Origin of the sequence: Ekhidna sp., assembly GCF_039960695.1 — a bacterium.
In the GTDB taxonomy this organism is placed as follows: Bacteria; Bacteroidota; Bacteroidia; order Cytophagales; family Cyclobacteriaceae; genus Ekhidna.
In genome coordinates this window covers 25,987-50,403 of sequence record NZ_JBDVKP010000011.1, presented here as the reverse complement: position 1 = coordinate 50,403, position 24,417 = coordinate 25,987, and the positions used below count along the sequence as shown (strand labels likewise).

Sequence of the window (24,417 nt, the reverse complement as noted above, 5' to 3'; positions counted from 1 at the left end):
AGAGATGACGTTTATAAAAAATCTAGTAGAGTATTTTGTCAAGTTTCCGATCCTGGCGAATATCATTATTGCGCTTACGCTCATAGGTGGAGTGGTATCAATTGTCAATACCAAGAAATCCTTTTTTCCTACCAGAAGTGATCGTAACATCAATATTACTGTTACGTATCCGGGAGCTTCTCCTGAAGAAATGGAGGAGGGCGTGACACTAAAGATCGAAGAAGCGATCAACTCGATTCCGGGTATTGATGAGATCATGTCTACCTCATCCGAGAATTCAGCCAATATTACCCTGGTCACATTTGATAACTACGATATAGATGACATCTATACGGAAGTAAAGAATGCGGTCGATGGCATTAATTCTTTTCCGGTTGGTGCAGAAAAACCTATTGTATTCAAACAGAAACAACGTTCCACAGCACAGTGGCTAGGGCTCACAGGTGATGTTGACCTAAAGACACTTAAGAGATTTGCAGAAGAAATAGAAGATGATTTGCTTGCTATGGAAGCAATTTCGCAGGTAAATGTCACTGGGTTCCCTGCATTGGAAGTTTCCATCGAGGTAAGCGAGCAGGATCTTTTGAGATATAACCTGACTTTTGATCAGGTTGCCAACGCGGTACGGCAAAACAACCGGGACATTTCCGCGGGATCCGTAAAATCCTCTAAAGAGGAGATTTTGATTCGATCGAAAGCCAAAGAAACGGAAGCCTCCGATATTTCAAATATTGTAGTTAGAAGCAATCAAGACGGTAGCGAAGTTCTGTTAAAAGATATCGCGGTTATTAAAGAACAATTTGCGGACGTTCCATCTAAAGCAATGTTGAGTGGAAAAGAAGCCGTATTTATTGAGGTTAGAAAACTTGAAACAGAAGATTTAGAAGAAATTTCCGAAGTTGTCAATGCTTATGTAGATGACTTCAATGCCAAGAACAATTCGGTAGAGTTGCACATGACATGGGACTTTATGAGCATGCTCAACCAACGACTTGATCTACTTACGAATAATGGCATTCTTGGATTATTTCTTGTATTGATATCACTGGGGTTGTTCTTAAGCTTGAGACTCTCATTTTGGGTAGCCTGGGGTATACCGTCATCCTTTCTAGGAATGTTCATCATTGGAACTTTTGTAGGCCTTACCATCAACATGATTTCATTGTTCGGAATGATTCTGGTAATCGGAATTCTTGTTGATGATGGGATAGTAATTGCAGAAAACATCTATTCACATTTTGAGAAGCATGGCAACCCGATCAAGGCTGCCGTGAATGGTACCATCGAGGTGCTACCTGCTGTATTTACCTCTGTTACCACAACTATCGTTGCATTTACACCGCTATTGCTTCTCACGGGAGGTTTTGAATTCCTCAGAGATATGGCGTTTGTTGTGTGTTTCAGTCTGGGTTTCTCATTACTCGAAGCCTTCTTTGTGCTGCCCGCTCACTTAGCAAGCAAGCGTGTGTTGAAGGTCAAGAAAGAAAATACCAGAAGCTATAAGGTGAGAAAAACGCTGAATGGTGTCATTGACTACATACGGGACAATGTCTACGGCAGAGGGTTGAGATTTACCATGCAAAACCGATGGGTTTCCCTATCAATGCTTGCTGGATTTCTTATTATCATTATGGGACTGCTTGCAGGAGGACAGATTAAAGCGACTTTTTTTCCACAGATACCCTTCAACAGCTTCAATGTTAACATCGCATTTAAACCTGGAGAGCGAGAGCAAAAAGTTGAGAAGTACCTTAGCAAATTTGAAGATGCCATTTGGAAAGTGAACGATGACCTAAAAGCCGAGCTGGGCATTGATGAAGACATAGTTAACAACACATTTACAAATGTTGGATTCTCTCAGTGGGAATCAGGGTCACATGCGGGCTCAATTAATATCTTCTATAAGGAGCTTGATGATTATGGAATCAATCAATTTGATTTGATCAACAAAATAACGGCAGAAATTGGTCCGATTACTGAAGCTGAGAAGTTTGCCATTGGTGGAGGCAATCGGTTTGGTAAGCCAGTTTCTATGAGGCTGATGGGCAAAAACTATGAAGAACTAGGTGAAGCGAAACAGTTCCTTAAGGATGAGTTGGCTGGTATTGCCGATCTAAAAGAAATCGAAGATAATGTGCCGGTGGGTAGGCGAGAGATGTTATTTGATTTGAGACCGGAAGCATACTTCCTGGGGCTTAATCACAATGACATAACCAAGCAAATGCGTCAGGGTTTCTTTGGTGAGGAAGTTCAGCGATTCATGAAAGGTAATGATGAGATCAGAGTGTGGGTTCGCTATCCTGAATCAGGTAGAAGGAGCATTAATCAGCTGGAGGATATCAAGATTAAGACGCCTACAGGCCAGGAATTCCCGCTGACTCAATTGGCGGATTATAAGATTGAAAGAGGTGTGTCAGGCATCAAGCATTACAACACGTCGAGAGCTATTACTGTAGAGGCTGAGATGATCGATCCATTTGGTGAAGTGCCGCCCATTTTGAAGAAGATCAAAGAAGAAATTGTACCCGCGCTCAACGCAAAGTATCCTTCTGTGATTGTTGATTATGGAGGCCAATCTCAGCAAAGCGCGAGAGCTGGGCAGGAGATTGGATTGTATTTTGGAGGCGCTTTCCTGCTTATTTTCTTCATCCTTATGATTACGTTCCGGTCGTACTATCAGGCCGTGTTAATCATTATGATGATTCCATTGGGCTGGTTTGGTGCGATATTAGGTCATGGAATTGAAGACTGGATATCACCTGCTAAAGAACTGCCGGTGTCACTGTTGAGTGCCTGGGGAATGGTAGCCCTTTCAGGAGTGATCATTAATGATGCAGTTGTGTTTCTATCCAAGTTTAATTCAATGGTAAAAAATGAGGGAATGACGGTGTACCAGGCGGCATACAACGCTGGACTATCTAGGTTTCGTCCGATCATGCTCACGTCTTTAACCACTGTTTTAGGTTTGTATCCACTGATAAAAGAAACAAGTTTTCAGGCTCAGTTCCTTATTCCAATGGCCATCTCAGTGGCGTATGGAGTATTGATAGGAACGTTCATTATTCTTCTCTATTTTCCAGTGTTCATAGTCATGTTTAATGATATTAGGCGAGCGGCTAAGTGGCTTTGGACTGGCAAAAAACCTACTCGAGAAGATGTCGAACGAGTACTTATCGACGAGCGAAGAATAGAAAAATACAAGGAATCAGCTTAATCATCACCTAGACTACAACTCAACATGAAGAAACTAATTTTTTCACTTGGAATACTATGCCTTTTTCAGGCAAACAGCCAGGAATCACTTTCGCTATCTGATGCGATTCAAGTAGGGCTACAGCGCAACTACGGCATTCAAATAGAGAAAGGGAATGTAGAGGTTGCTCAGAACAATAACAACTGGGGTGAAGCCGGCAGGTGGCCTACAATCACTCTGAATGTTAATCAAAATAACAACCTGACAGACAATGTGAAAGTAGCCTTCCCAACGGCAACCCAAGGGCAGACACTATCCAATTCTTTGAATCCTGCCATCAACGTTAACTGGACTATTTTCGATGGATTCCGCGTAAAAATCAGTAAGAAAAGACTTGAACTACTTCAGGCAGAAACTGAAGGAAATGCATCGATAGTAGTTGCCAATACCCTTCAGAGTATTATTCTTGGATATTACCTAGCCGTATTGGAGCAAGAACGACTGGAGGAGTTTGAAAAGCAGCTTGGATTGTCTAGAGATAAATTTCAATACATCAAGATTAAATCCGATTTGGGTGGAGCTGTTACGACAGACGTATTGCTGGAAGAAGGTAATTACCTGACCGACTCTATTAACTTCATCAATCAACAGCTGGTTTTTAGAAATGCTATTCGAGATTTAAATGTGGTGCTCGCAGAGGAGAACGTAACCAAAACATACACATTTACTGATTCATTGATCATTCCAGATGAGCAGTATACTTATGAAGATTTGCGCGGACAGATGATGACAGAAAATGTGGATTTGCAAAAACAGTATATCACACAAACGCTACTTGGCCAGGCTACAAAACTGAGCACAGCAGATCGATATCCTACATTGTCATTGAATGCTTCATTTTCAGAAAGTCGAAATAGTTTAGATTTATCTGAAGCTATTTTCTTTACAGGAAGTGGTTTTTCCAGTGGTCCTGATACGCGATTGAATAGTGTCACGGATAATTATACAGCAGCCTTCTCGCTATCGTACACTTTATTTAATGGAGGACGCATAAAAAGAGCCATTAAAAATGCCATTGTAAACGAACGAATAGGAGAGTTGAGAGTAGATCAACTGGAGAATTCACTAGATAGAGACTTACTTACTGCCCTGGATAGATACAATATCAGACGACAACTATACGCAATCAATGTTCGACGCGAAGCATCATCAAAAACAAATCTGGACCTATCTGAAGAGAAGTTTAAAAACGGAAGTATCAATTCATTCGATTATCGAGACGTGCAAAACAATTATTTGTCCTCTTCAATTTTAAAGCTTCAGGCTACCTATAATTTGGTCAATTCCAAAATTGAGTTGATGAGGTTGACAGGAGGGTTGATCAGAGAATATAATCAGTAAGCATTTCTAATTTCAAGAATGAATTGCTCCATAGCTTTCTTCACCTCGTCAGTTGGTCGCGTGTAATGATTGCTCATGAAAGAAAAGATCATACGCTTACCAGAACGTGTGATTAAATAGCCACTGAGATTATGATTATTACTTAATGTGCCCGTCTTTGCAAATATGTATGGAGGCTGATCTTCATCGGGAAGAAATCTTTCTTCAAGCGTTCCCTCTCCTCCAGTAGGAAGGATTGTGATCATTCTTTCCCACCCGAACTCATCCAGACACATCCTGAGTAGGCGGACCTGATCCACAGGAGCTATTAGGTTGTAGCGGGACAATCCTGAGCCATCTACCCAAATCATCTCATTGAGGCTTATGAGCCAGGTGTCCTTTATTTGTTTAATAAATGGCTTTACTTCGTCAAAACCATGCTGCCTAGCTGCCATCAATAATAACTGTTCCGCAAGGAAATTGTCACTGGGCTTTAGCATTTTGAATAAGACAGTATCGGTGAGCTGGGTGTAAAGCGTGTCGGGATCAACTGCTGATTTATCGGTAAATATAATTTTAGAGTTCAGGGTATCCTGAAGCAATTGGGCAAATAGTTCTCTTGAATATTCAAATGGAATAATTCGCTCAAAATTTGAAGTGTCATTATCCAAATAGGCCTTGAATACATTAAACTTCAATTCACGATCGACTCGTTCACCCGGATCGGTTTGATTTAAAACTTCAACATATTCATGAAAAAATGTAGGTGTCACAACAAGTGTATCACTTGATTTTTTTATACTGACAGTATTGCCATAAATAGGCCACCAGGAGCGTTGTGGCTGAAAATCGTAGATGTAATCATCCCAAGCCCACCCTGGGCCAAAGGCTTCAGGCTCTTTATCAGGCCAGGAGATTTCAACGAGTGGGAATCGATTTAAAAAATCTAATGTTTTTTGACTTTTAAGTGGCTCATACAGAAATGTAGGCTCGCCAGTAGGTGAAACTAAAACAGAAGAATCTAATACTTGATAAACCAATGACGGGATGCTATCTGAAAATGATTTCATTACCGCATACATCGTTAATAGTTTGGTATTTGAAGCTGGAGTAAACTTGAGTGTCGAGTTGTACCCTGCGACATACGCATTGGTTTCGATATCGAACAAACTAAACCCGGTAAACTGACTGGAAAATACCTCTGATTGTTTCAATAACCTTTCGGCATCATTCTCAACAGCCAACTGCTTTACGCTTGCACATCCAGATAGAAATAAAACCAGTATAAGTAATACTAATTTTACACATGATCTGTTAAGATTATTTACAGGAAAATAATACTGATTCATAGGTTAAATGGGTGACTTAAGCTTTTTTAGAGCTATTTTTCCGCTCTCAGAGCACTATTTTTTTCGTACTCTTAATTTATTTATTTTGCTCTCACTAATCTAAACCAAAAGAAACTTCTACCCGCTGAACCAATGAGTATTTTAGAACTAATCACGCTTCTCATTTTTCTTGCCGCCGCGTTTACACTGATTAACATAACGGTACTTAAGCTTCCTTCAACCATTGGACTGATGTTCATCGCATTGATCATGTCAGTTACTATCCTGATTTTGGGATACTTCGTCCCATCAATCACCGAAGGAGCGGAACATATTATTGCTGAATTTGACTTTGAGGAAGTGCTGATGAATGTCATGCTTAACTTCCTACTATTTGCAGGTGCATTATCCATCAACCTAAATAAGCTGATGGAAGAGCGCGTGCCTGTTTTGGTGCTTGCTACTCTTGGTACCTTGATGTCTACTTTCATAGTAGGTTTCCTTGTATACAAAATATTTCCAATGGTAGGGTATGAGATTGATTTAATCTATTGCCTACTCTTTGGCGCATTGATTTCACCTACAGATCCAATTGCGGTACTTGCATTGACTAAGAAAGCAGGACTATCCAAAAAGCTGGAAATTAAGATTGCTGGTGAGTCTTTATTCAATGATGGAGTAGGAGTAGTTGTATTCTTAACGATTTTAGGGATTGCTAAATCTCAAGCAGGTATTCATGAAGTAGGAGGCCACGGTGCGGGTGAAATAACGGCAGCAAATGTTGCTCTTCTCTTCAGTAAAGAAGTGTTTGGAGGGTTGCTTTTAGGATCGGTATTGGGGTTTGTAGGCTTTAAGTTGCTCGACTTCATTGATAATGATCATGTGGAACTCGAAGTTCTTGTGACGTTAACACTTGTAATGATTGGTGGTAGAGTTTCTGAAATGTTACATGTTTCAGCTCCGCTGGCGATGGTGGTATTAGGACTGTTTATCGGAAACCAGGGGCGAGATGAAAAACTTGCCAACGCGACAGGGGAATACGTATTTAAATTTTGGCATTTGCTGGATGAAGCGCTCAACGCAATATTGTTCATTCTCGTAGGTTTGGAAATGATGGTGATTGCCGAGTCGTTTACAATGAGTAATCTAGCGATTGGAGGCATAGGTATTTTAATCGTGTTGACAGCCAGGTTCTTGGGTGTTAGTATTCCGATCACTGCCATGCGTCCGTTCAGAACGTTTGAGCCGAAAACAATTATCATTTTAACTTGGGGAGGTCTTCGTGGCGGAATATCGGTTGCTCTGGCACTTTCTTTGACTGATTTAGAGTGGATTGATGGAACTATTAAGGATACCATACTATTCACAACCTACTGTGTGGTGGTCTTCTCAATTTTGGTACAAGGATTAACAATAGGAGCTCTACTGAAAAAATAATCTTTCGGGCTGTTCTCTTTTCAGTAAAATTTATGAAATTCGCTGATTGAGAACTTTGCATTTTTTAAAAATAACCAACTATGAAATTAAGTATCGCTGAAGGATTTTATCTAATCGCTTTAGATGACGAAGAAGGACGGATTTTGGCAGCAGCTGAGAAAACTGTTGTTCCTGGTGTAATATCAGCATGTATTCTTGAGCTCTATCTTCTGAAGAAAATTAAGCTGGATGGCGGTAATATTTCAGTAATAGACACAATTGGTACGGGTAATGGAATCTTGGACAATGTCCTTAAGAAGCTACAGACAGGACCATCGCTAATTGATCAAATCAAATCTCTTTCAGGTAAGTTTAAGGATATCCAGGAAGACTTGAATGCGTTACTTGCACAGAGAGGCATTCTTAAGAAAGAAGAGACTAAACTACTTTGGATTCCACTTTCTGATCGAATGGACAATGCCAATTATGCGTTTGAACAAGAAATTAGAAATAACCTGAAAGCAATCGTATTTAAGAGCGCTAAGCCATCACCTGCCTTTACAGTATTATATTCACTTATCGATGATTGTAACATACTTAGTGAAGTGTTTAAAGATAAAGATGAATTGATCGACGCTGAAAAAGTTGGGAAAGAGGTCGTTGACAGATCTGGTGTTGAACCTGAACTAGCGAATGCTCTTCGTGAATTAAAGACATATTTCGGATAAGATACTTTTCAAATAAAGAAGAGTAATCTTACTCTTCTTCATTTGAGCGTTTAGTGTTCACTAAATCTTCCCGCTCGAGTTCTTCCAACTCTTTTGTTTCTGAAGCCAGAAATTCCAAAAACATAGTATTGTATTCGGCTCGCGCTGAATCTTCGGATATACCATACATCCGCGCATACATCTTACTTTGATAATATGACATGGTTTTCAAGTACGAAATGATCGTATCTTGTTTTTCCATCAGTTTGTTGGCACGAAATGCCATGAATCCAAATCCTTCATGTGGGTTGTTATTATCCCTCTCTGTCAAAATGTATTCCACACCATCAACAACAACCTTAGTGAAATGTGTATCCTCAAAACTATCTTTTACAGCTCTGGGGCGAAATTCCTCACCTTCATTGATGTCCCGGTTATCACAGCCAAGAAGTATAATAAACAAACTGATGAATGTTAGCTTTTTCATTTATTCCTGTCTTTTACAGTACCCTCTTCAACGCCAAATACTCGTCTCAGTAGTTTAAATGCTTTGCCATTAAGAATGATAATTAGGTAGTCACCAGAGTGGATCTTCAGATCTCCAAGCGGGTTTTTGATGAGCTTCTTTTGACCAAACTTGTCTCTCTTTGTAATTCCTATCAAAACAGAGTTGTATCGCTTCTTTAGGTCAAAGAAAACATCTTGATAAGCCTTCCCATTGTATGGATTGTTTGGGGTGATTAATAATTGCTTTATATCGTAATCGCTATCAGATTTAGCATAGGATAGTATCGATTCGCTATAGGTAGCAACATCTGGCTCAAACATGTATGATGCTAAAAGTTTAGATGAAATTTCTTGGGTGGAAATGGTATTGCTGACACCAGCTGCCAGGAAGGTATTCTTCAAATCGCCATTTTCTAATGTCACCACAAATTCTGTTTCTGGGAATACTTTTTTCAAATTCAGGACATAAACGAGCTTATCCGTGTCGTCCATCATATTGACAAAAACAATTGTAGCTTCTTCAACATTTGACTTCTTAATCATTTCATGATTGTTATAATCACTAAAAAGCACAAATACATTTTTTGAATTATACTTTTCACGAATCAGATCTACGTCATCTTTTTTATTGGTAACTACGGCTACTCGCCTGCCGACACCTACTAGCTGGTCTACCACATGCCATCCGAATTCATTCCAGCCTATAATGACTGCATGGTTAGAGAAGTTGGTTCCGGAATAGCCAAGCTTTTTGTTTTCCTTTATTGTTGTCATAAGCGTAGTAAGTTGTCCAATTAAAATACCGAAAATACCAATACTAGTAAGTATAAATATGAGTGATATGTAACGTCCATATACAGTGGCTGGGAAAATATCACCATAACCAACAGTAGTTAGCGTCACCAATGAATACCAGAAAGCATTAGAATAATTGTTGAGTGCTGATTGATCACTATCCTTCTCTACATAAACAAGAAGCCATACTAACGTCAAATAGATAATAATGACGAGTGTAACAAGTAGGAATAGGCGGAGGCTTGCGTTCTTTTTAAAGGTAGTAGACATAGGTTAGGTAAAAATCAAATATAACATATTAAAGATGTTTTTTGACTTAGAAATTACGGTGATATACAAACATTAATCTCTTCTAAGATAATCAGATAATTCACTGATTGTAGAAATTTTAAGAGAATCTGAGTGTTCTTGCCGCATCATTAGTGCAAAGGTATTGTTAAATCCAAGCGGCGGCATTACTTCAATGTCATGTAGATTGGCTAGATCCTCGCTGACAATACTTAATAAACTTTGTGGGTCATTGAAATTCTCAATGTCTCCTGGTTGCTTGTTCAAAAGAACCAAGTATGCAGTTCCTGTATATTCCGGATAAATGTCTATTTCGCCAAATCTCAATGCATCGAACACCAGTTTAGTACCTCCAAAGCCAATTTGAAGTTTTGTCTTCAGTTTCGTTTTATTTTCTATCAGCTGTGCGAATATATGTGCGAGTAGAAAGTTTTCGGTAAATGCCTTTGATCCAATGACAAGGTCAGGAACATCTGATGATCCCGCATTCTTGTTAGCAAAAATGTTGATGGACCTTAAGTATTCATTGGCTACAGCATTTAAAGATCGCTTATTGCCGTCTATTTCAAAATTAAGTGCCGCCATTAATGAATCACTCATTTGACCAGCCAGTATTTGAAAACATTGGGATAGTTCAGGATACTTATTTAATGTATTTATGTTGAGTAATGGAACTGCATAGTATGGAGGGAAGTAGCCTTTGTCATCTATTAAAGATTTCAAATTGAACTCCTTGATGCGTCCGTCAGTGCTGAAACCGTCAATGACATCTACGTCTCCATTGTAAAGTGCCCGATACATGAGTGCAATCTCCATTTCCTTAATTTCAAAAGGAAGATTGTACATTGAGTGTAGACCCATATAACCATCTGCGCGCTCGATAAACTCAGAATTAAAACCAGCAACTAGTTTTGACTCTTTATCCGCCTTGCTGAAAATATTTAAACCAAACAGAATTAAAGTCAAACTGAAGAACGTTAGCCAAAGTGCTTTGCTTCTATAAAAGCGTTGAATCAACCCAAGTGTACCATCAAGTAGAATAGCAAGGATAGATGCAGGAATCGCACCGGCAAGAATCATTTGTGTATTGTTTAATGATATGCCCCTGAAGATAAATTCACCTAGTCCACCTGCTGCTATCAAGGCGCATAGCGTGGCTACCCCGACATTAATCACCGCTGATGTTCGTATGCCAGCAAGAATGACAGGAAAAGCAAGCGGTAATTCTACATATCTCAATAGCTGTCGCTGAGTCATTCCCATACCCGCAGAGGCTTCCTTAATGGATGGCTCAATTCCTTTGATGCCCGTATAAGTATTGCGCACTATTGGAAGCAAAGCATATAGAAACAGCGCAATAATTGCAGGAGTGGTTCCTATTCCTACAATAGGTAGCAGGAATCCTAATAAGGCCAAACTGGGTATTGTCTGAATCACGCCAACAAACCCAAGCGTTATAGAAGCTACCTTTTCAATTCGGGTGATCAGCACACCAATCAATATTCCCACAAGCGATGCAATCATCATGGAGATCATAGTCAACTTCAAATGCTGAGCTGTTTGATCTACTACTTCGTCCCAGTGCGATATGACAAACTCCCAAAAGCTCACGGTTGATAGTTACTTAAAATTTCCGCTAATCTGTTCCGCTTTTCATCAGTCTCAATGGTGTCATCTTTAAGAAATTCTGCGGCTGTTTTATTACCAATCTTCTGGTTTTGTAAGAATAAGATCAATCGGTCTTTGCTAAGAAAAGAGCTAACGAAATCATTCGCAGGATTGGTGAGGAATTCAGCGGGAGTTCCAAAATGCTGAATTTCACCTTGATCCAATAATGCGATTCGATCACCAAGTTTAAATGCTTCTTGAACATCATGGGTGACCATAACAATTGTTTTTTCCTTCAAGAGTGGAATATTGAGAAAATCATCCTGAAGCTCGTTTCTAGTGATGTTGTCAAGAGCACTAAATGGCTCATCCATCAAAATAAGATTTGGGTCATTGGCCAGGGCTCTTGCAATTCCAACTCGCTGTTGCTGACCTCCGCTAAGTTGAGAGGGATATTTTTCGAGTAAATCAGTGGAGAGGCCTGTCAGCTCAATCAACTCGTTAAGTTTTTCATGTGTCAATACCTTTCGGTCAATGCGATTTACCAACGATATGTTTTGTTCAATCGTTAAGTGAGGCAATAATCCAACGTCTTGAATGACGTAGCCAATGTTTCGTCGCAGAATGTGTTTTTCAATGAGCTGGTTTGATTTTTCACCAATCTCAATGTCACCAGAATCAGGTTCTATCAACCGGTTAATTAACTTCAGTAGCGTTGTTTTACCACATCCACTTGGACCAAGTAGTGCGATGGTTTCGGATGGGCTGATCGCTAGTGAAATACCTTTTAAAACAGGTTTATCTCCATACGATTTATAAATATTTTGGAGTCTGAGTGATTCGATAAGATTAGCTTTAGAACTATCTAAACTTAATCATTCTATTGATTAAACCCACTCAACTTTATCTTGGTAAGCTTTCTTTTTGTGTCTAATGGGAAGTCTCCTTTCATTATCCAATCATAAAAACTGGGCTCTTTCTTTAGAATTTCCCTGACAGGTTTCCCTCGATGCTTCCCGAAATTGAACACTTCGATCCCATCCTTATAGATCATGCGTCCTGCGAAATCCACGCGAGAAGAGGTTGTGAGTTCATGCAATGCACCCATGTCATTCTCAATAGTAGCAAGTTTTTTTCCTAAAGTGTCAAAAGCATCCTGACCCTCATACCTTTCAATCTGAGATACAAGTACTTCATGAGTCGCTTTTGTATCGGCTAAGGCAGAGTGAGCATTTTCTAAATCTTTACCGCAGTAGAATTTGTACGCAGCTGTAAGATTTCGTTTTTCCATCAGGTGAAAAATCTTTTGTGCATCTACGATCTTGCGGTTCTCTGTATCAAAATCAACGTTTGCTCGGAGAAACTCTTCTACTAGCATAGGAACGTCAAAACCAAGCACATTGAAGCCGGACAAATCGCAACCCTCCAGGTATTGAGCTAGCGATTTAGCAACTTGTGCAAACGTAGGCTCGTCTTTTACATCTTCATCATAAATGCCGTGAATCAGGCTGGTTTCAAGTGGTATTGGAATCGTTGGATTGATCTTTCTGCACTTTTCATCGACGGTACCATCAGGCATGATTTTGACCATAGCCATTTCGACGATTCGGTCTTGAGAAATAGTTGTTCCGGTAGTTTCTAAATCGAAGACTACCAAAGGATTTTTAAGATTGAGTTTAAACAAAATGTTGAGTTTAAAATGGTGAGCGATCAAAGATAGTATAAAGCACCAAAGGGACTGAATATTCGTTGTGGATAAGTGGAGAGAAAATTGTGGAATACTTCTAGGCTTGACGGACAATGTCAAGCTAAGTTTGTGTTGCCAATCAAACGCTATAATCACACCCTGAATGGAAGGAGCCAAGCAATCATCTACTACATCCGTTAAAAGCCGACGAATAGGTCTTTCCACAGTTACCGAACATTTAGGAAAACTTCCACCGCAAGCTGTGGAAATAGAAGAAGCGGTTCTCGGAGCTTTGATGCTTGAAAGAGATGCCCTTTCCAATGTCATTGATATTTTACATCCTGAGAGTTTTTACAAAGATGCACATCAGGAAATCTACGCCGCAATTGTTACGCTATTCAATGATAGTCAGCCGATAGATATAAAAACGGTAACGCATGAGCTGAGAAAGGTGGCCAAGCTAGAAGTAGTGGGCGGAGCTCACTTTGTTGCAGAACTAACCACCAAGGTAAACTCTGCTGCAAACATCGAGTATCATGCCAGGATTATTGCTGAGCAGTCCATCAAGCGCGAGCTTATACGTATCTCATCGGAGATTCAGAAAGATGCTTACGAAGACACTATCGATGTATTTAAGTTATTGGATCGTGCAGAACAATCACTATTTGATGTATCAGAATCTCATATCCGAAAGAACTATGATAAGATGAGTTCTCTGATGCATCAAGCCATTGATGAAATTCAGATAAGAAAAGATCGAAAGGATGGTCTTACTGGAGTACCAAGTGGATTCTCTGCCTTGGATCGAGTAACCTCAGGTTGGCAGCCTTCAGACCTTGTCATTATCGCCGCTCGTCCAGGTATGGGTAAAACAGCTTTTGTGGTTTCAGCTTTAAGAAATGCTGCCATAGACTTCAATACACCTGTAGCCATTTTCTCGCTTGAAATGTCGTCCGTTCAGTTGGTCAATCGTTTAATTTCTTCAGAAGCAGAGCTGCCGAGTGAAAAAATTAAAAAAGGTGATTTGGCTGACTATGAGTGGGAACAAATGATTCACAAAACCCGCAAACTCTCAGAGGCTCCGATCTTCATCGATGATACACCAGCACTTAGTATTCTGGAACTAAGGGCCAAGTGTCGAAGACTTGCAGCGCAGCATGGGGTGAAACTAATCATCATAGACTACCTCCAGCTAATGAGCGGAGACAGTAGCAAGGGCGGCGGAAATAGAGAGCAGGAAATTGCTTCAATCTCAAGAGCCTTGAAGGGAATAGCCAAAGAGCTTAATGTGCCAGTATTGGCTCTGTCACAGTTGAGTAGAGCAGTAGAAACCAGAGGAGGAGATAAGCGACCACAGCTTTCGGATTTGAGGGAATCAGGATCGATTGAGCAAGATGCAGATATGGTAATGTTCCTTTACCGACCAGAATACTATGGTTTAGATACTGACGAGTCAGGGATGCCACTGCAAGGCCTGGGAGAAGTGATCATTGCGAAACATAGAAATGGATCCCTGGATACAGTCAATCTCAAGTTCATTGGAAAATTCACCAAGTTTACAGACTGGGATGGAGATCAAGGAAATGGATTTGGTTCTTTCCCGACTTCTGGTCCTTCTAATTCAGACTTCACAATCACTTTGCCAAGCAAGGCTAATGAAGAAGGTGACGATGAAACTCCTTTTTAGAATTAAGTTCTGTACTCACAATTCGAGATTTATACCCTTCTAGATTAATGAAAGCAATCACGATTACACAAGAATCGGAACCGATACAATTAGCAGATATATCAAAACCTGAAATTTCTGGAGATGAGTGCCTGGTAAAACTTTCAGCGGCGGCTCTTAACCGTAGAGATCAATGGATCAGAGAAGGTATGTATCCAGGCATTCAATTTGGAACAGTGCTTGGTTCCGATGGTTGCGGCGTGGTAGAGGAAGGACCTGTTGAGTGGAAGGGAAAAGAAGTGATTATTAACCCAAATGTAGCGTGGGGAGACAACCCGGAAGTTCAGTCAGATAAGTACAGTGTTTTGGGAATGCCGACCAATGGAACACTAGCTGAATACATCAAGGTACCAACACACCGCTTGCACAAAAAACCTGTTCATCTAACTAATAACGAGGCAGCCGCATTGCCACTTGCTGGACTTACAGCTTTTAGAGCTACTATAAATAAAGGAGCTGTAAATGCCCAAAAAAGGGTACTTGTTACGGGTGCTGGGGGTGGAGTAAGTCAATTTGCGATTGCTTTTGCTGTCGCATCAGGAGCAGAAGTTTATGTAACAAGTGGGAATGAAGACAAGATTGAGCGAGTGAAAGAAATGGGAGTCAAAGGCGGATTCAACTATCGTGATGAGAAATGGTATAAGGCCGCTGTAGCTTTGGGAGGATTTGACTCCATTATCGATAGTGCCGGGGGGAATCAATTAAACAACTACTTGAAAATCATCAAACCTTCAGGTCGTATTGTGATGTATGGGAGTACAACTGGTCACCCTGAGAAATTAGATGTATTCCGATTATTCTGGTCACAAGCTCAAATCATGGGGTCTACTATGGGCAGTGACGATGAGTTTACAGAAATGCTGGAATGGATCACTAAATATCAAATAAGACCAACAGTAGATAAGGTATTTGATCTGGATAATTACCTACTCGCCTTTGATAGATTCAAGGAGCCAGATTCATTTGGGAAGATAGTAGTAAAGTTTGGTTAGTTATAAAGCTACACTTACATGTGATTAGAACGAGAAGGGGGTTCAAATTCTATTAGGAAGGCTACTTGTACTTATCATTTAACCCAACCTTTTCCATGATCATCGGGATTATTTTCACTAAGCGTTTTTGCTTAGTTTCTTCACGTTTTGCTTCTTCGATGTATTCAGCGTATTCGCGCTTGCAAGAGAGAGAAAGCGATTCAAACGTTTCTGAAAGATGACTATTCGAAGCTAGTGCCTCTTTCAATTCATCAGGTATGACTAATGACTTTTTCTCTGGCTTAATTTCCTTACCCTCCTTTTGGTTTTGAATGGCTTCTTCTATGTAAGACTTGACCAATTGTTCATCTATGTCTTTTAGTGATTCAAATCGCCACTGACGCATTCCTTTTGTTTTGCCTTCCTGTGCATTGATGAGAACGTTCGTTTCATCTTTAAGAAACACACCATTGAAAAACCAAATTCCAGCGTACGTCTTAAATGCACCAATCCCAGCTACATTTTTATTTTCTAAGCAATAGGTAGGTATACCCCATTTCATTTTCTCCTCCAGCTCTGAAGAAAGAAGGATTGATCGGAGTTTTTCAAGGATAGCTTGATGTTCGGGTACAGACGCGAAGTATTCCTCAGGAGATTTGGCCATTTTCATAGCTTAAATTTAATCTCTCTCAAGTTGAAAATTCTGGTATGTAGATTTCAATTCATGTAAAGCTTTTTTATCCTCTAGCTCTGCCGCTAAATCAATACCCTTTCGAAATACTGAATCTGCATCGTCCCAACACTCATTATCCCACAGTAAATGAGCAGCCTTAAAGTAGGATGGAAGATAGGTGGGATGTTCTGTGAGAAGAAGCTTAAGAATATCGAGTGATTTCTCTGGCTGACTTTCGTAAAATTCCATTGCAAGCGCATACTTATTGAATGGATTGGATGGCTCCTCTGAAATGTATTCTTCAAGCAATTTTATTCGCTCATTATTCATGATACGAATCTAATAAATACAAAAGAGCTCCGCTTGAAGATTTAAAAGTTCATTTTCATTCAAACATGTTCATTGAATAACATATTGATTGACATGAGTTAAGTTTATCAAATGAAATCAATATTTATCTGCACGCTACTTTTGATCTTTTTGGAGTCAGCTTTGGGTCAGGGCAATAAAGAAGATTACTATTATGAAATCCCTGATAATCCAAAAGAATATACTGCGGGCAATGTTGCAGCCAGGGTAGTGGATGGATTGGGCTTTCGATATTATTGGGCCACAGAAGGTTTGAATTCTGGAGATTTAGCCTTTAAACCGAGTGAAGAGGCTCGAACCATCGAAGAGACAATTGATCATATTGTTTCATTGACTCAGATTCTTTTAAATGCGGTGAATGAAAAATCGTTTGAAGGTGTGGATATAGAAGGAATGTCTTACCAGGAGAAAAGAAATTTAACATTGGAGAATATCAGAATGGCTAGTGAAAAACTCAAAACGTCATCAGGCGCTGATCTTGCTAAGTATGATATGATATTTGGTTCTGGTGGTGAGTTTCCGTTTTGGAATTTACTCAATGGACCTGTAGCAGATGCCATTAATCATGTAGGACAAATTATCTCGATTAGGCGAACCAACGGAAATCCATATAACCAGAACATCAGTGTATTAAGAGGAACAGTGAGGGGATAGTTAGCGGTATTTGACTTTCATAATCAAAATAGTAGCTGAGAGTATGAGTGTGATTGAATTTGCTAGAATAATTGGTAAATCATCAAGATATAAACCATAAATCAGCCAACAGAATATTCCTGAAGTAAACAATATGTACATCACAAGAGAGATTCCTTCTGTATTTTTTGTTCGAATTGTTTTGAGTGCCTGAGGTGCAAAAGAAATAGTTGTGAGAAAAGCTGCAATGAAGCCTATATATTGTTCCATCACGGTCTTTTAGAAATGTGATTAATAATTAACTCTGCATGTTCGCGTGAGTTTTCAATAAACCAGGCATTCGTTTTTAAACCACCACAGATTACTCCAGCCAAATAAACGCCGGATACATTCGTTTCCATAGTAGTTTCGTCATATACAGGAGTTTTGAATTCATCATCACCAATTTCAATTCCTATGCGCTCAAGAAATGAAAAATTTGGTTGGTAACCGGTCATAGCTAATACAAAATCGTTGGGAATGGTAATACCTCCATCTGGCGTCATCACATCGACCGATTGCTCGGTGATCTTGGTAATGTTGCTTTCAAAGTAGGCTTTTATGGAACCTTCTTTGATTCTATTATCTATGTCTGGTCGCACCCAATACTTCACTCTGGGGCTAATTTCTTCCTCCCTGATAACCATGGTTACACTTTTTGCCCCTTTTCTATAGACCTCAAGCGCCACGTCTACTGATGAGTTGGCAGCTCCAACGACAACTACATTCATATCGAAGTACGGATGAGGCTCATCATAGTAGTGTTTCACCTTTGATAAATCTTCTCCTGGAACATTAAGTAAGTAGGGGAGATCATAAAATCCTGTTGCAATGATTATGCTTTTAGCCGAGTAGGTTTGTTTACTTGACTTTATGTTAAAACTCTCCTGTTGTTTATTCACAAGCTCTATCTGTTCATAAAGTCTGGTATTAAGATTCCAGGAGGAGGCTACTCTCCGGTAATACTCCAATGCTTCTGGTCTGGTTGGCTTAGGGTTATGCGAAATGAAAGGAACACCACCGATCTCCAGTCGATCAGAAGTGGAAAAGAAAGTCATATTGCTTGGATAATTGTAAAGTGAATTTACAAGACAACCTTTATCAACAATGACGTAAGATAAACCGGTCTTTTCTGCTTTGATGCCACACGCAAGTCCAATTGGACCTGCACCAACAATCATAACATCTACTTTTTCGCTCATTCTGCGAAGGTAAATCTAAGAGTTGTTTTCATCGATTGATTTTTTAAAAAGCATTTGCAATTGGAGTTATGAAGCTAATCTCTCAGCTGCAGTTTGGGTTTTTCAACCCCCTCGAATTTGGCATTTAGCACAACCTTTGGAATTGTATCCCAACCAAAAATTCATGTCGATTAGGCCAGGTAAAAAACTTGATATTTTCATGTGACTCAGCCTTTTAGACGTTCGGATTTGATAAACTCAAAGCCTTTATAGAGTAGGATGATCTCTATGATTGTAGCAGGAACTAGCATTAGATATCCAAGAAAGAATAGTATTACGATTGCGAAAAAAGATCCTGCAACTATTTCGAGCAAACCGGCAATTTTAGCTAATTGGCCCATGCCATCCTGAAGTCTCATCAGCCCGATTCCAAAAACAATGGTTAGCGCGCCATAGCAAATGGATTCACCAGCTCCTAATGAGATCAAATTTTCATCGCTCATGCTATAATAGATAGTGAAAATATCGAAGAAGGTCCAGATCGAAAATAAGCCTATGAGCATAAAGGCTGTAATCTTGAGCAAATAATTTAAAAAATAGTCTCCTAGTTTAACAAATCCATAAATGAATAGAGCATAGAAAATAAAGTAAAAGATTTTGACTGTAATATAGAACGGTACAGATTCAACTTCATACAGGTTTTCAAAACGCTCGTATTCCAGAATAGCATCAAGAAATCCCAAGACAAAATAAGCAATTCCACATATCCAGGCCACTTGAAGCCATGTTTCTGTTGATCTTAAATAGTCTTCAGATTTGTTGACTTCAACTGAATTTTTAAAATTCTCAAAATCCTCGTTCAGTGCTGTCAATAGTATTTTTATTGTTGAAGTCCTTGGAGTCACTTCACCAGATTCTATGCGCTGAATTGTTCGAACACTCACATTGCATGCTTCTACAAGTTCTTCCTGCGTCAAGCTTTTTTGCTGCCGTAGTTCTGTTAGTCTTTTTCCGAGTTCGGGTTGTCTCATGTCTTCCATTCGTTTTTTTGAAGCAATTCTATGCACAATGGTAAATGCTCTACAAGAAAACTAATCACAATATACCCGTCATTTACCCGTCATATTAAACTGAACTGTTCCTACCAAGAAAAAACCATCACATCAGATCTATTTTGATTTCCTATTTGAGAATTTAGATTTCTATATAAAAAAGGTGCGAATTTCTCCGCACCTCAACAATTAACTAACCGAGTGTGAATATTTCAGATTAGTAGACATAGCCTAAAGCAGTTTTATCATCAGCTGTAAATGGTCGATCGCCCTCTGGGCTACCACATGCTAGCATCCAACTGCTAGCACTAGGTCCAGTTGGTGTGCCAGGAATATGATTGGCTCCAACACCTCCATCACCCTCATTATCTGAGGAGCCTCCACAGCTATAGCTTCTATCCATGTAGTCCGTATGTCGGAATCCTATACAATGGCCCATTTCATGAGCGATTGTAGTAGCAAGTCCATTGATGTTAGAGACATTGTCATAATATGCCCTTGTCATAAGTATGGTTCCATGTGGATTGCCGCTGGATGGAAAACCTGCTGACCCAAGAATACCAAAGAAATAGTAATACCAAGGCGAAGCTCGTATTATAATATCAGCTTGACCTGAACTGCCTACTCGATTAAAAGTAAGATTCAAACCCTCAGTATTGTAACGAGTAATAGCAATGTCCGTAGCATCTCGATACTTCTGAGGCATATTCACATAAACATTGATTGTTCGAGGTGTTCCGGTTACAAGGTTGTCCGTGTGATAATGTTCTTCAACAGGTAGGCTGTTACCAGGAGACATTTGATCTAACTCATCTAAAGTGATACGAATATCACCTTCAATAATCAGTTCTCCTTTGTACATTTTAACTTCAGTTGCATTGAAGCCTAAATCCGCAATCTTTGCTAATACCCCAGATGGGATTTCTTCAAGCTCAGGTGTTTGGTTTTCGGAATTTTCTTGGAAGACCATAGCAATCCTACCAATAGGGCGAATACGCCCATCATGTTTAATCTTCTCATAATTAAATAATATTTGGTTCTTAAAACCAATTTAAAAAATTGTTTCGAGAGATAAAACCATTATGAAAGAAAATATTTCTATATACTGGTTTTGTCAAGTAAAGAATTGCTCTGATCTTTTTCATTATTTAAATTCAATAAAAGGCCCGTTTTGAGGCTTCCCAAATTCACCATAATTGCTAACTTCGAGGTTCGAAAAAATGAGGGGCTGAACCGATTCGCTTCTCGCTTGTTTCTTATAAAACACTCTATAGATAAATGAAAATTTTAGTTTGTATTACGCATGTGCCGGATACCACCTCGCGCATAGCATTCACAGATGGTGAAACAAAATTCGATAAGAATGGCGTTCAATTCATCATTGGTCCTTATGATGACTATGCATTAGCTAGAGCTGTGGAATTGAAGGAACAATCTAGTGGTAGCATCACTGTCTTAAATGTTGGTGAAGCTGAAACTGAACCGACCATTCGAAAAGCATTAGCAATTGGAGCTGATGACGCAATTCGTATCAATGCATTTCCTGAAGATGCTCTTTTTGTTTCTAAGCAGATTGCTGCTGTTGCCAAGGACGGAGGATACGACCTTATTCTAATGGGACGCGAATCCATTGACTTTAATGGGGGGCAGGTTCATGGAATGGTAGGAGAACTACTAGGGATGCCTTCTATTTCTCCAGTGATGACGTTGGATATTGAAGGAAGTACAGCAAAAATTTCACGGGAGATAGAAGGAGGCAAAGAGTATATGGAACTGCCACTTCCTTTTGTTGCCGGGTGTCAGGAACCAATTGCTGAGTGGAAGATACCAAATATGAGGGGTATTATGAGTGCGCGGACAAAACCTTTGGAAGTAAAGGATCCAACAGGAGATACACCAAAAACCAAGGTAAGTAAGTTTGAGTTGCCACCAGCCAAAGGAGATGTGAAGTTGGTAGACCCAGACAATATGGACGAACTAGTTAATTTATTGAAAAACGAAGCAAAAGTTATTTAACATGGCAGCATTAGCATTTGTAGAAACCGACGAAGGAAAAATTAAGAAATCATCGCTTGAAGCTGTCAGCTATGCACACGCTGCTGGTGGCGAAGTGACTGCACTTGTATTTGGCCAGGTGTCAGATATAGATGAAATTGGAAAAGCAGGCGCAAATAAAGTGCTTCATGTCACCGATGATAAATTAACTTCTCCAAATATCATGGCATACGCATCAGCAATTGCTGAAGCAATGAACCAAGAAGGCGCTGACCTTTTGGTAATGGCAAAAAGCTCATTAGGTGATCCAGTATCTGCCAGAGTATCTATTAAAGTAGATGCAGCTCTTGCATCAAACGTCACTGACCTTCCTGATATGACTGGAGGGTATTCAGTGAAGAAAAGCATCTATACAGGAAAAGCATTTGCAAACACAAATCTGGAAGGTGATAAGAAGATTATCATTATAAAGAAAAATGCAATAGCCATTAAAGAAGACGGTGGTGCAGCTGAAGTGGTGGCTTTTTCACCGAATACCAATGATGCAGATTTCAGTGTAAAGACAACTAAAGTCGAAAAGGCTGAAGGAGATATCCTATTACCAGAAGCTGATCTTGTAGTTTCAGGTGGTAGGGGCTTGAAAGGGCCAGAAAACTGGGGAATGATTGAGGATTTAGCAAAAACACTTGGAGCTGCCACAGGTTGTAGCAAGCCGGTATCAGATATGGACTGGCGGCCTCACCACGAGCACGTGGGCCAAACAGGCATTAAAGTAAGTCCATCTCTGTATATTGCTATTGGAATCTCAGGAGCAATTCAGCATTTAGCTGGAGTAAACTCCTCAAAATACATCTTGGTGATCAACAAAGATCCGGAGGCTCCTTTCTTCAAAGCAGCTGATTATGGTGTAGTTGGGGATGCGTTTGACGTGGTTCCTAAACTTACTGAAGCAATTAAGAAGGCACAGGGTTAATGGCCGATGATAAAATAAAGCTAGAGATATTGGGACTGTCTTCAAGTCAGTCCCAGTCAGGCTCTTTTGCACTTGTCTTAGGGGAATCCGGTGGGAATAGACGACTACCGATCATTATTGGTATGTTCGAAGCTCAGGCAATAGCCATTGAGATTGAGAAAATTGTTCCGAATCGTCCCATGACTCATGATCTCTTCAAGGCCTTTTCGCATAACTTTGATATTGAAATAAAAGAAGTTTATATCTCTGATCTTAAAGAGGGAGTTTTCTTTGCTCGCATAATCTGTGAGCAGAATGGAAAAATCTTCGAGATCGATTCAAGACCTTCAGATGCAATTGCAATTGGTCTTCGCTTCAATGTAGATTTTTATACCAATGAAAGCATAATGACAGAAGCGGGTATTGTGCTTACAGATGAGTATGAGGAAGAGATTGCAAAAGCAGAGCCGGCAAAGTCAGAAAACAAAAGCATTGATGATCTTTCATCTAGTGAGCTGGAAAAGCTACTAACAGATGCTTTGGATAATGAAGACTATGAGAAAGCTGCCCGTATCAGGGACGTGCTAAACAAGCGCAACTAACATGGAGTACATCAGAGGAATTGCTGGATTGATAGGACTGGTGGCCATTGCCTGGGCTCTATCTGGCAACAGAAAGCAAATTGATTTTAGGCTCGTTGGAATCGGAATTGCTATTCAAGTAGCCATAGGTTTGATGATTGCCAATGTTGATTTTATCAACCAACTATTTTCCTGGATGAGTGCCGGATTTGTTAAGTTTTTGAACTTTGGTCTTAAAGGAGCGGAGTTTCTTTATGGTGACTTAGCAAAAAATAGTGATGCAGTAGATGCCAAACATAGTCTTGGATTCTTGTTTGTATTTCAAGCACTTCCTACAGTTATTTTCTTTTCGGCAGTTACAGCGGGATTGTATTACCTCGGTTTACTTCAAAAGATTGTTTATGGATTTGCCTGGTTGATGGCTAAAACAATGAGATTATCTGGAGCAGAAAGCCTATCGGCAGCAGGTAACATTTTTTTAGGTCAAACAGAAGCTCCACTTTTAGTTCGTCCGTTTATTGGAAAAATGACCAACTCAGAGCTGAATTGCTTGATGACTGGAGGCATGGCAACCATTGCCGGAAGCGTTTTGGGGGCTTATGTCTCATTCCTGGGAGGCGGAGATCCAGAGCAGCAACAAATATTCGCTACGTATCTTTTGAGTGCTTCTATTATGAATGCTCCAGCAGCAATTGTCATGGCTAAAATATTCCTTCCGGAAAATGAGCCTGAGAAAATTGATAGTAGTCTGAAAGTAAACAAAGAAAATATTGGCGTAAACCTTGTAGATGCACTAGCTAGAGGAGCATCTGATGGAGTTAAACTTGCGTTAAATATTGCAGGGATGTTATTGGCATTTATCGCAGTAATCTTTGCAATCAATTGGATACTTGTTGATGGAATTGGTGAGTGGACAGGACTTAATGAGTTTGTTATTCAATCCACAGATGGTGCGTTTGATGGATTTTCACTTCAATATATTTTAGGACAGATTTTCAGAGTTTTTGCCTTTATTATGGGAGTTGAGTGGTCTGAAACAATCAAAGTTGGAAGCTTACTTGGACAGAAAACAGTGATAAATGAATTTGTTGCTTACTTAAGCCTTGCAGATATGAAATCTTCTGGTCTACTTTCTAACAAATCAATTATCATCTCTACCTATGCCCTATGTGGTTTTGCTAACTTTAGTTCAATAGCGATTCAGATTGGTGGTATAGGAGGCATGGCACCTACCAGACAGGCAGACCTCTCTAGATTAGGATTAAGAGCCTTAGTGGCTGCAACTTTGGCGACTATGATGACTGCAACAATTGCAGGAGCTTTATTTGGATAAGAA

The 24,417-nt window shown here is 39.8% G+C and carries 23 protein-coding genes; 11 read left to right on the top strand and 12 right to left on the bottom strand.

Annotation, left to right across the window (positions count from 1 at the left end):
* Positions 1-4 precede the first annotated feature (4 nt).
* Entirely contained in the window at positions 5-3,214 is a 3,210-nt protein-coding gene (locus tag ABJG98_RS06645) for an efflux RND transporter permease subunit (RefSeq protein ID WP_348278708.1), read from the top strand.
* 24 nt (positions 3,215-3,238) lie between these two features.
* Positions 3,239-4,594, top strand: coding sequence for a TolC family protein (locus ABJG98_RS06640; RefSeq protein ID WP_348278707.1), 1,356 nt, complete (start codon positions 3,239-3,241; stop codon positions 4,592-4,594).
* Here ABJG98_RS06640 and ABJG98_RS06635 read toward each other — a convergent pair.
* Complete coding sequence (locus ABJG98_RS06635) at positions 4,588-5,922, bottom strand: D-alanyl-D-alanine carboxypeptidase (protein ID WP_348278706.1); 1,335 nt, start codon at positions 5,920-5,922, stop codon at positions 4,588-4,590. The genes ABJG98_RS06640 and ABJG98_RS06635 overlap by 7 nt on opposite strands.
* A gap of 132 nt (positions 5,923-6,054) precedes the next feature.
* Between ABJG98_RS06635 and ABJG98_RS06630 the strand changes: the two genes are divergently transcribed.
* Positions 6,055-7,338, top strand: a complete 1,284-nt coding sequence (locus ABJG98_RS06630) for a sodium:proton antiporter (protein ID WP_348278705.1) — start codon at positions 6,055-6,057, stop codon at positions 7,336-7,338.
* Between the two features lie 80 nt (positions 7,339-7,418).
* Positions 7,419-8,045: a GPP34 family phosphoprotein gene (locus ABJG98_RS06625; protein ID WP_348278704.1), complete on the top strand. Its 627-nt coding sequence runs from the start codon at positions 7,419-7,421 to the stop codon at positions 8,043-8,045.
* A gap of 28 nt (positions 8,046-8,073) precedes the next feature.
* Here ABJG98_RS06625 and ABJG98_RS06620 read toward each other — a convergent pair whose 3' ends face one another.
* From ABJG98_RS06620 to ABJG98_RS06600, 5 genes are all read right to left on the bottom strand, one after another.
* Positions 8,074-8,511 carry a hypothetical protein gene (locus tag ABJG98_RS06620; protein WP_348278703.1) on the bottom strand — a complete coding sequence of 146 codons (438 nt, stop codon included), beginning with the start codon at positions 8,509-8,511 and terminating at the stop codon, positions 8,074-8,076.
* Positions 8,508-9,596 (bottom strand): ion channel, encoded by a 1,089-nt coding sequence (locus tag ABJG98_RS06615; RefSeq protein ID WP_348278702.1) that lies wholly within the window; start codon positions 9,594-9,596, stop codon positions 8,508-8,510. Before ABJG98_RS06615 ends, ABJG98_RS06620 begins: the two co-directional genes overlap by 4 nt.
* Before the next feature lie 72 nt (positions 9,597-9,668).
* A complete protein-coding gene (locus tag ABJG98_RS06610; protein ID WP_348278701.1) occupies positions 9,669-11,225 on the bottom strand; it encodes an ABC transporter permease/substrate-binding protein in 1,557 nt (518 codons plus the stop codon).
* A complete protein-coding gene (locus ABJG98_RS06605) occupies positions 11,222-12,004 on the bottom strand; it encodes an ATP-binding cassette domain-containing protein (protein WP_348278954.1) in 783 nt (260 codons plus the stop codon). The genes ABJG98_RS06610 and ABJG98_RS06605 overlap by 4 nt, the downstream gene beginning before the upstream one ends.
* Positions 12,005-12,102: 98 nt before the next feature.
* A complete protein-coding gene (locus tag ABJG98_RS06600; RefSeq protein WP_348278700.1) occupies positions 12,103-12,906 on the bottom strand; it encodes a 3'-5' exonuclease in 804 nt (267 codons plus the stop codon).
* 166 nt (positions 12,907-13,072) lie between these two features.
* Between ABJG98_RS06600 and dnaB the strand changes: the two genes are divergently transcribed.
* Positions 13,073-14,596: a replicative DNA helicase gene (gene dnaB / locus ABJG98_RS06595; RefSeq protein WP_348278699.1), complete on the top strand. Its 1,524-nt coding sequence runs from the start codon at positions 13,073-13,075 to the stop codon at positions 14,594-14,596.
* Positions 14,597-14,643: 47 nt separating this feature from the next.
* Positions 14,644-15,627 (top strand): zinc-binding dehydrogenase, encoded by a 984-nt coding sequence (locus ABJG98_RS06590; RefSeq protein WP_348278698.1) that lies wholly within the window; start codon positions 14,644-14,646, stop codon positions 15,625-15,627.
* A 61-nt stretch (positions 15,628-15,688) separates the two neighbouring features.
* Here the strand turns inward: ABJG98_RS06590 and ABJG98_RS06585 are convergent, their stop codons facing one another.
* Positions 15,689-16,270 (bottom strand): DUF1801 domain-containing protein, encoded by a 582-nt coding sequence (locus ABJG98_RS06585; protein ID WP_348278697.1) that lies wholly within the window; start codon positions 16,268-16,270, stop codon positions 15,689-15,691.
* 15 nt (positions 16,271-16,285) lie between these two features.
* Positions 16,286-16,609 (bottom strand): tetratricopeptide repeat protein, encoded by a 324-nt coding sequence (locus ABJG98_RS06580; protein WP_348278696.1) that lies wholly within the window; start codon positions 16,607-16,609, stop codon positions 16,286-16,288.
* 111 nt (positions 16,610-16,720) lie between these two features.
* Here ABJG98_RS06580 and ABJG98_RS06575 point away from each other — a divergent pair, with 111 nt between their 5' ends.
* Positions 16,721-17,302 (top strand): hypothetical protein, encoded by a 582-nt coding sequence (locus tag ABJG98_RS06575; protein WP_348278695.1) that lies wholly within the window; start codon positions 16,721-16,723, stop codon positions 17,300-17,302.
* On the opposite strand, the gene ABJG98_RS06570 is transcribed toward ABJG98_RS06575, so the two are convergent.
* The 4 genes from ABJG98_RS06570 to ABJG98_RS06555 all read right to left on the bottom strand — a co-directional run bounded on the left by ABJG98_RS06570 (position 17,303) and on the right by ABJG98_RS06555 (position 20,523).
* The gene (locus ABJG98_RS06570) at positions 17,303-17,551 is read right to left on the bottom strand and encodes a SemiSWEET transporter (RefSeq protein WP_348278694.1); all 249 of its coding nucleotides are present in this window, start codon (positions 17,549-17,551) and stop codon (positions 17,303-17,305) included.
* Positions 17,551-18,522: a YpdA family putative bacillithiol disulfide reductase gene (locus tag ABJG98_RS06565; RefSeq protein ID WP_348278693.1), complete on the bottom strand. Its 972-nt coding sequence runs from the start codon at positions 18,520-18,522 to the stop codon at positions 17,551-17,553. The genes ABJG98_RS06570 and ABJG98_RS06565 overlap by 1 nt, the downstream gene beginning before the upstream one ends.
* 206 nt (positions 18,523-18,728) lie before the next feature.
* Positions 18,729-19,532, bottom strand: a complete 804-nt coding sequence (locus tag ABJG98_RS06560) for a helix-turn-helix transcriptional regulator (protein WP_348278692.1) — start codon at positions 19,530-19,532, stop codon at positions 18,729-18,731.
* Positions 19,533-19,770: 238 nt separating this feature from the next.
* Positions 19,771-20,523, bottom strand: coding sequence for a M57 family metalloprotease (locus ABJG98_RS06555; RefSeq protein WP_348278691.1), 753 nt, complete (start codon positions 20,521-20,523; stop codon positions 19,771-19,773).
* A 308-nt stretch (positions 20,524-20,831) separates the two neighbouring features.
* Here ABJG98_RS06555 and ABJG98_RS06550 point away from each other — a divergent pair, with 308 nt between their 5' ends.
* The 4 genes from ABJG98_RS06550 to ABJG98_RS06535 are packed head-to-tail and all read left to right on the top strand — an operon-like array spanning position 20,832 to position 24,414.
* Positions 20,832-21,569 (top strand): electron transfer flavoprotein subunit beta/FixA family protein, encoded by a 738-nt coding sequence (locus ABJG98_RS06550; RefSeq protein ID WP_348278690.1) that lies wholly within the window; start codon positions 20,832-20,834, stop codon positions 21,567-21,569.
* Between the two features lies 1 nt (position 21,570).
* Positions 21,571-22,521 (top strand): electron transfer flavoprotein subunit alpha/FixB family protein, encoded by a 951-nt coding sequence (locus tag ABJG98_RS06545; RefSeq protein WP_348278689.1) that lies wholly within the window; start codon positions 21,571-21,573, stop codon positions 22,519-22,521.
* Positions 22,521-23,102 carry a bifunctional nuclease family protein gene (locus ABJG98_RS06540; protein ID WP_348278688.1) on the top strand — a complete coding sequence of 194 codons (582 nt, stop codon included), beginning with the start codon at positions 22,521-22,523 and terminating at the stop codon, positions 23,100-23,102. The genes ABJG98_RS06545 and ABJG98_RS06540 overlap by 1 nt, the downstream gene beginning before the upstream one ends.
* A 1-nt stretch (position 23,103) precedes the next feature.
* Positions 23,104-24,414 (top strand): nucleoside transporter C-terminal domain-containing protein, encoded by a 1,311-nt coding sequence (locus ABJG98_RS06535; RefSeq protein ID WP_348278687.1) that lies wholly within the window; start codon positions 23,104-23,106, stop codon positions 24,412-24,414.
* Positions 24,415-24,417: the final 3 nt, after the last annotated feature.

Bases quoted from the DNA above. Each gene is read 5' to 3' on its own strand.
- ABJG98_RS06645 (WP_348278708.1), top strand. From the start codon at position 5: ATGACGTTTATAAAAAATCTAGTAGAGTATTTTGTCAAGTTTCCGATC.
- ABJG98_RS06640 (WP_348278707.1), top strand. From the start codon at position 3,239: ATGAAGAAACTAATTTTTTCACTTGGAATACTATGCCTTTTTCAGGCA.
- ABJG98_RS06635 (WP_348278706.1), bottom strand. From the start codon at position 5,922: ATGAATCAGTATTATTTTCCTGTAAATAATCTTAACAGATCATGTGTA.
- ABJG98_RS06630 (WP_348278705.1), top strand. From the start codon at position 6,055: ATGAGTATTTTAGAACTAATCACGCTTCTCATTTTTCTTGCCGCCGCG.
- ABJG98_RS06625 (WP_348278704.1), top strand. From the start codon at position 7,419: ATGAAATTAAGTATCGCTGAAGGATTTTATCTAATCGCTTTAGATGAC.
- ABJG98_RS06620 (WP_348278703.1), bottom strand. From the start codon at position 8,511: ATGAAAAAGCTAACATTCATCAGTTTGTTTATTATACTTCTTGGCTGT.
- ABJG98_RS06615 (WP_348278702.1), bottom strand. From the start codon at position 9,596: ATGTCTACTACCTTTAAAAAGAACGCAAGCCTCCGCCTATTCCTACTT.
- dnaB (WP_348278699.1), top strand. From the start codon at position 13,073: ATGGAAGGAGCCAAGCAATCATCTACTACATCCGTTAAAAGCCGACGA.
- ABJG98_RS06590 (WP_348278698.1), top strand. From the start codon at position 14,644: ATGAAAGCAATCACGATTACACAAGAATCGGAACCGATACAATTAGCA.
- ABJG98_RS06585 (WP_348278697.1), bottom strand. From the start codon at position 16,270: ATGGCCAAATCTCCTGAGGAATACTTCGCGTCTGTACCCGAACATCAA.
- ABJG98_RS06580 (WP_348278696.1), bottom strand. From the start codon at position 16,609: ATGAATAATGAGCGAATAAAATTGCTTGAAGAATACATTTCAGAGGAG.
- ABJG98_RS06575 (WP_348278695.1), top strand. From the start codon at position 16,721: ATGAAATCAATATTTATCTGCACGCTACTTTTGATCTTTTTGGAGTCA.
- ABJG98_RS06570 (WP_348278694.1), bottom strand. From the start codon at position 17,551: ATGGAACAATATATAGGCTTCATTGCAGCTTTTCTCACAACTATTTCT.
- ABJG98_RS06565 (WP_348278693.1), bottom strand. From the start codon at position 18,522: ATGAGCGAAAAAGTAGATGTTATGATTGTTGGTGCAGGTCCAATTGGA.
- ABJG98_RS06560 (WP_348278692.1), bottom strand. From the start codon at position 19,532: ATGAGACAACCCGAACTCGGAAAAAGACTAACAGAACTACGGCAGCAA.
- ABJG98_RS06555 (WP_348278691.1), bottom strand. From the start codon at position 20,523: ATGGTCTTCCAAGAAAATTCCGAAAACCAAACACCTGAGCTTGAAGAA.
- ABJG98_RS06550 (WP_348278690.1), top strand. From the start codon at position 20,832: ATGAAAATTTTAGTTTGTATTACGCATGTGCCGGATACCACCTCGCGC.
- ABJG98_RS06545 (WP_348278689.1), top strand. From the start codon at position 21,571: ATGGCAGCATTAGCATTTGTAGAAACCGACGAAGGAAAAATTAAGAAA.
- ABJG98_RS06540 (WP_348278688.1), top strand. From the start codon at position 22,521: ATGGCCGATGATAAAATAAAGCTAGAGATATTGGGACTGTCTTCAAGT.
- ABJG98_RS06535 (WP_348278687.1), top strand. From the start codon at position 23,104: ATGGAGTACATCAGAGGAATTGCTGGATTGATAGGACTGGTGGCCATT.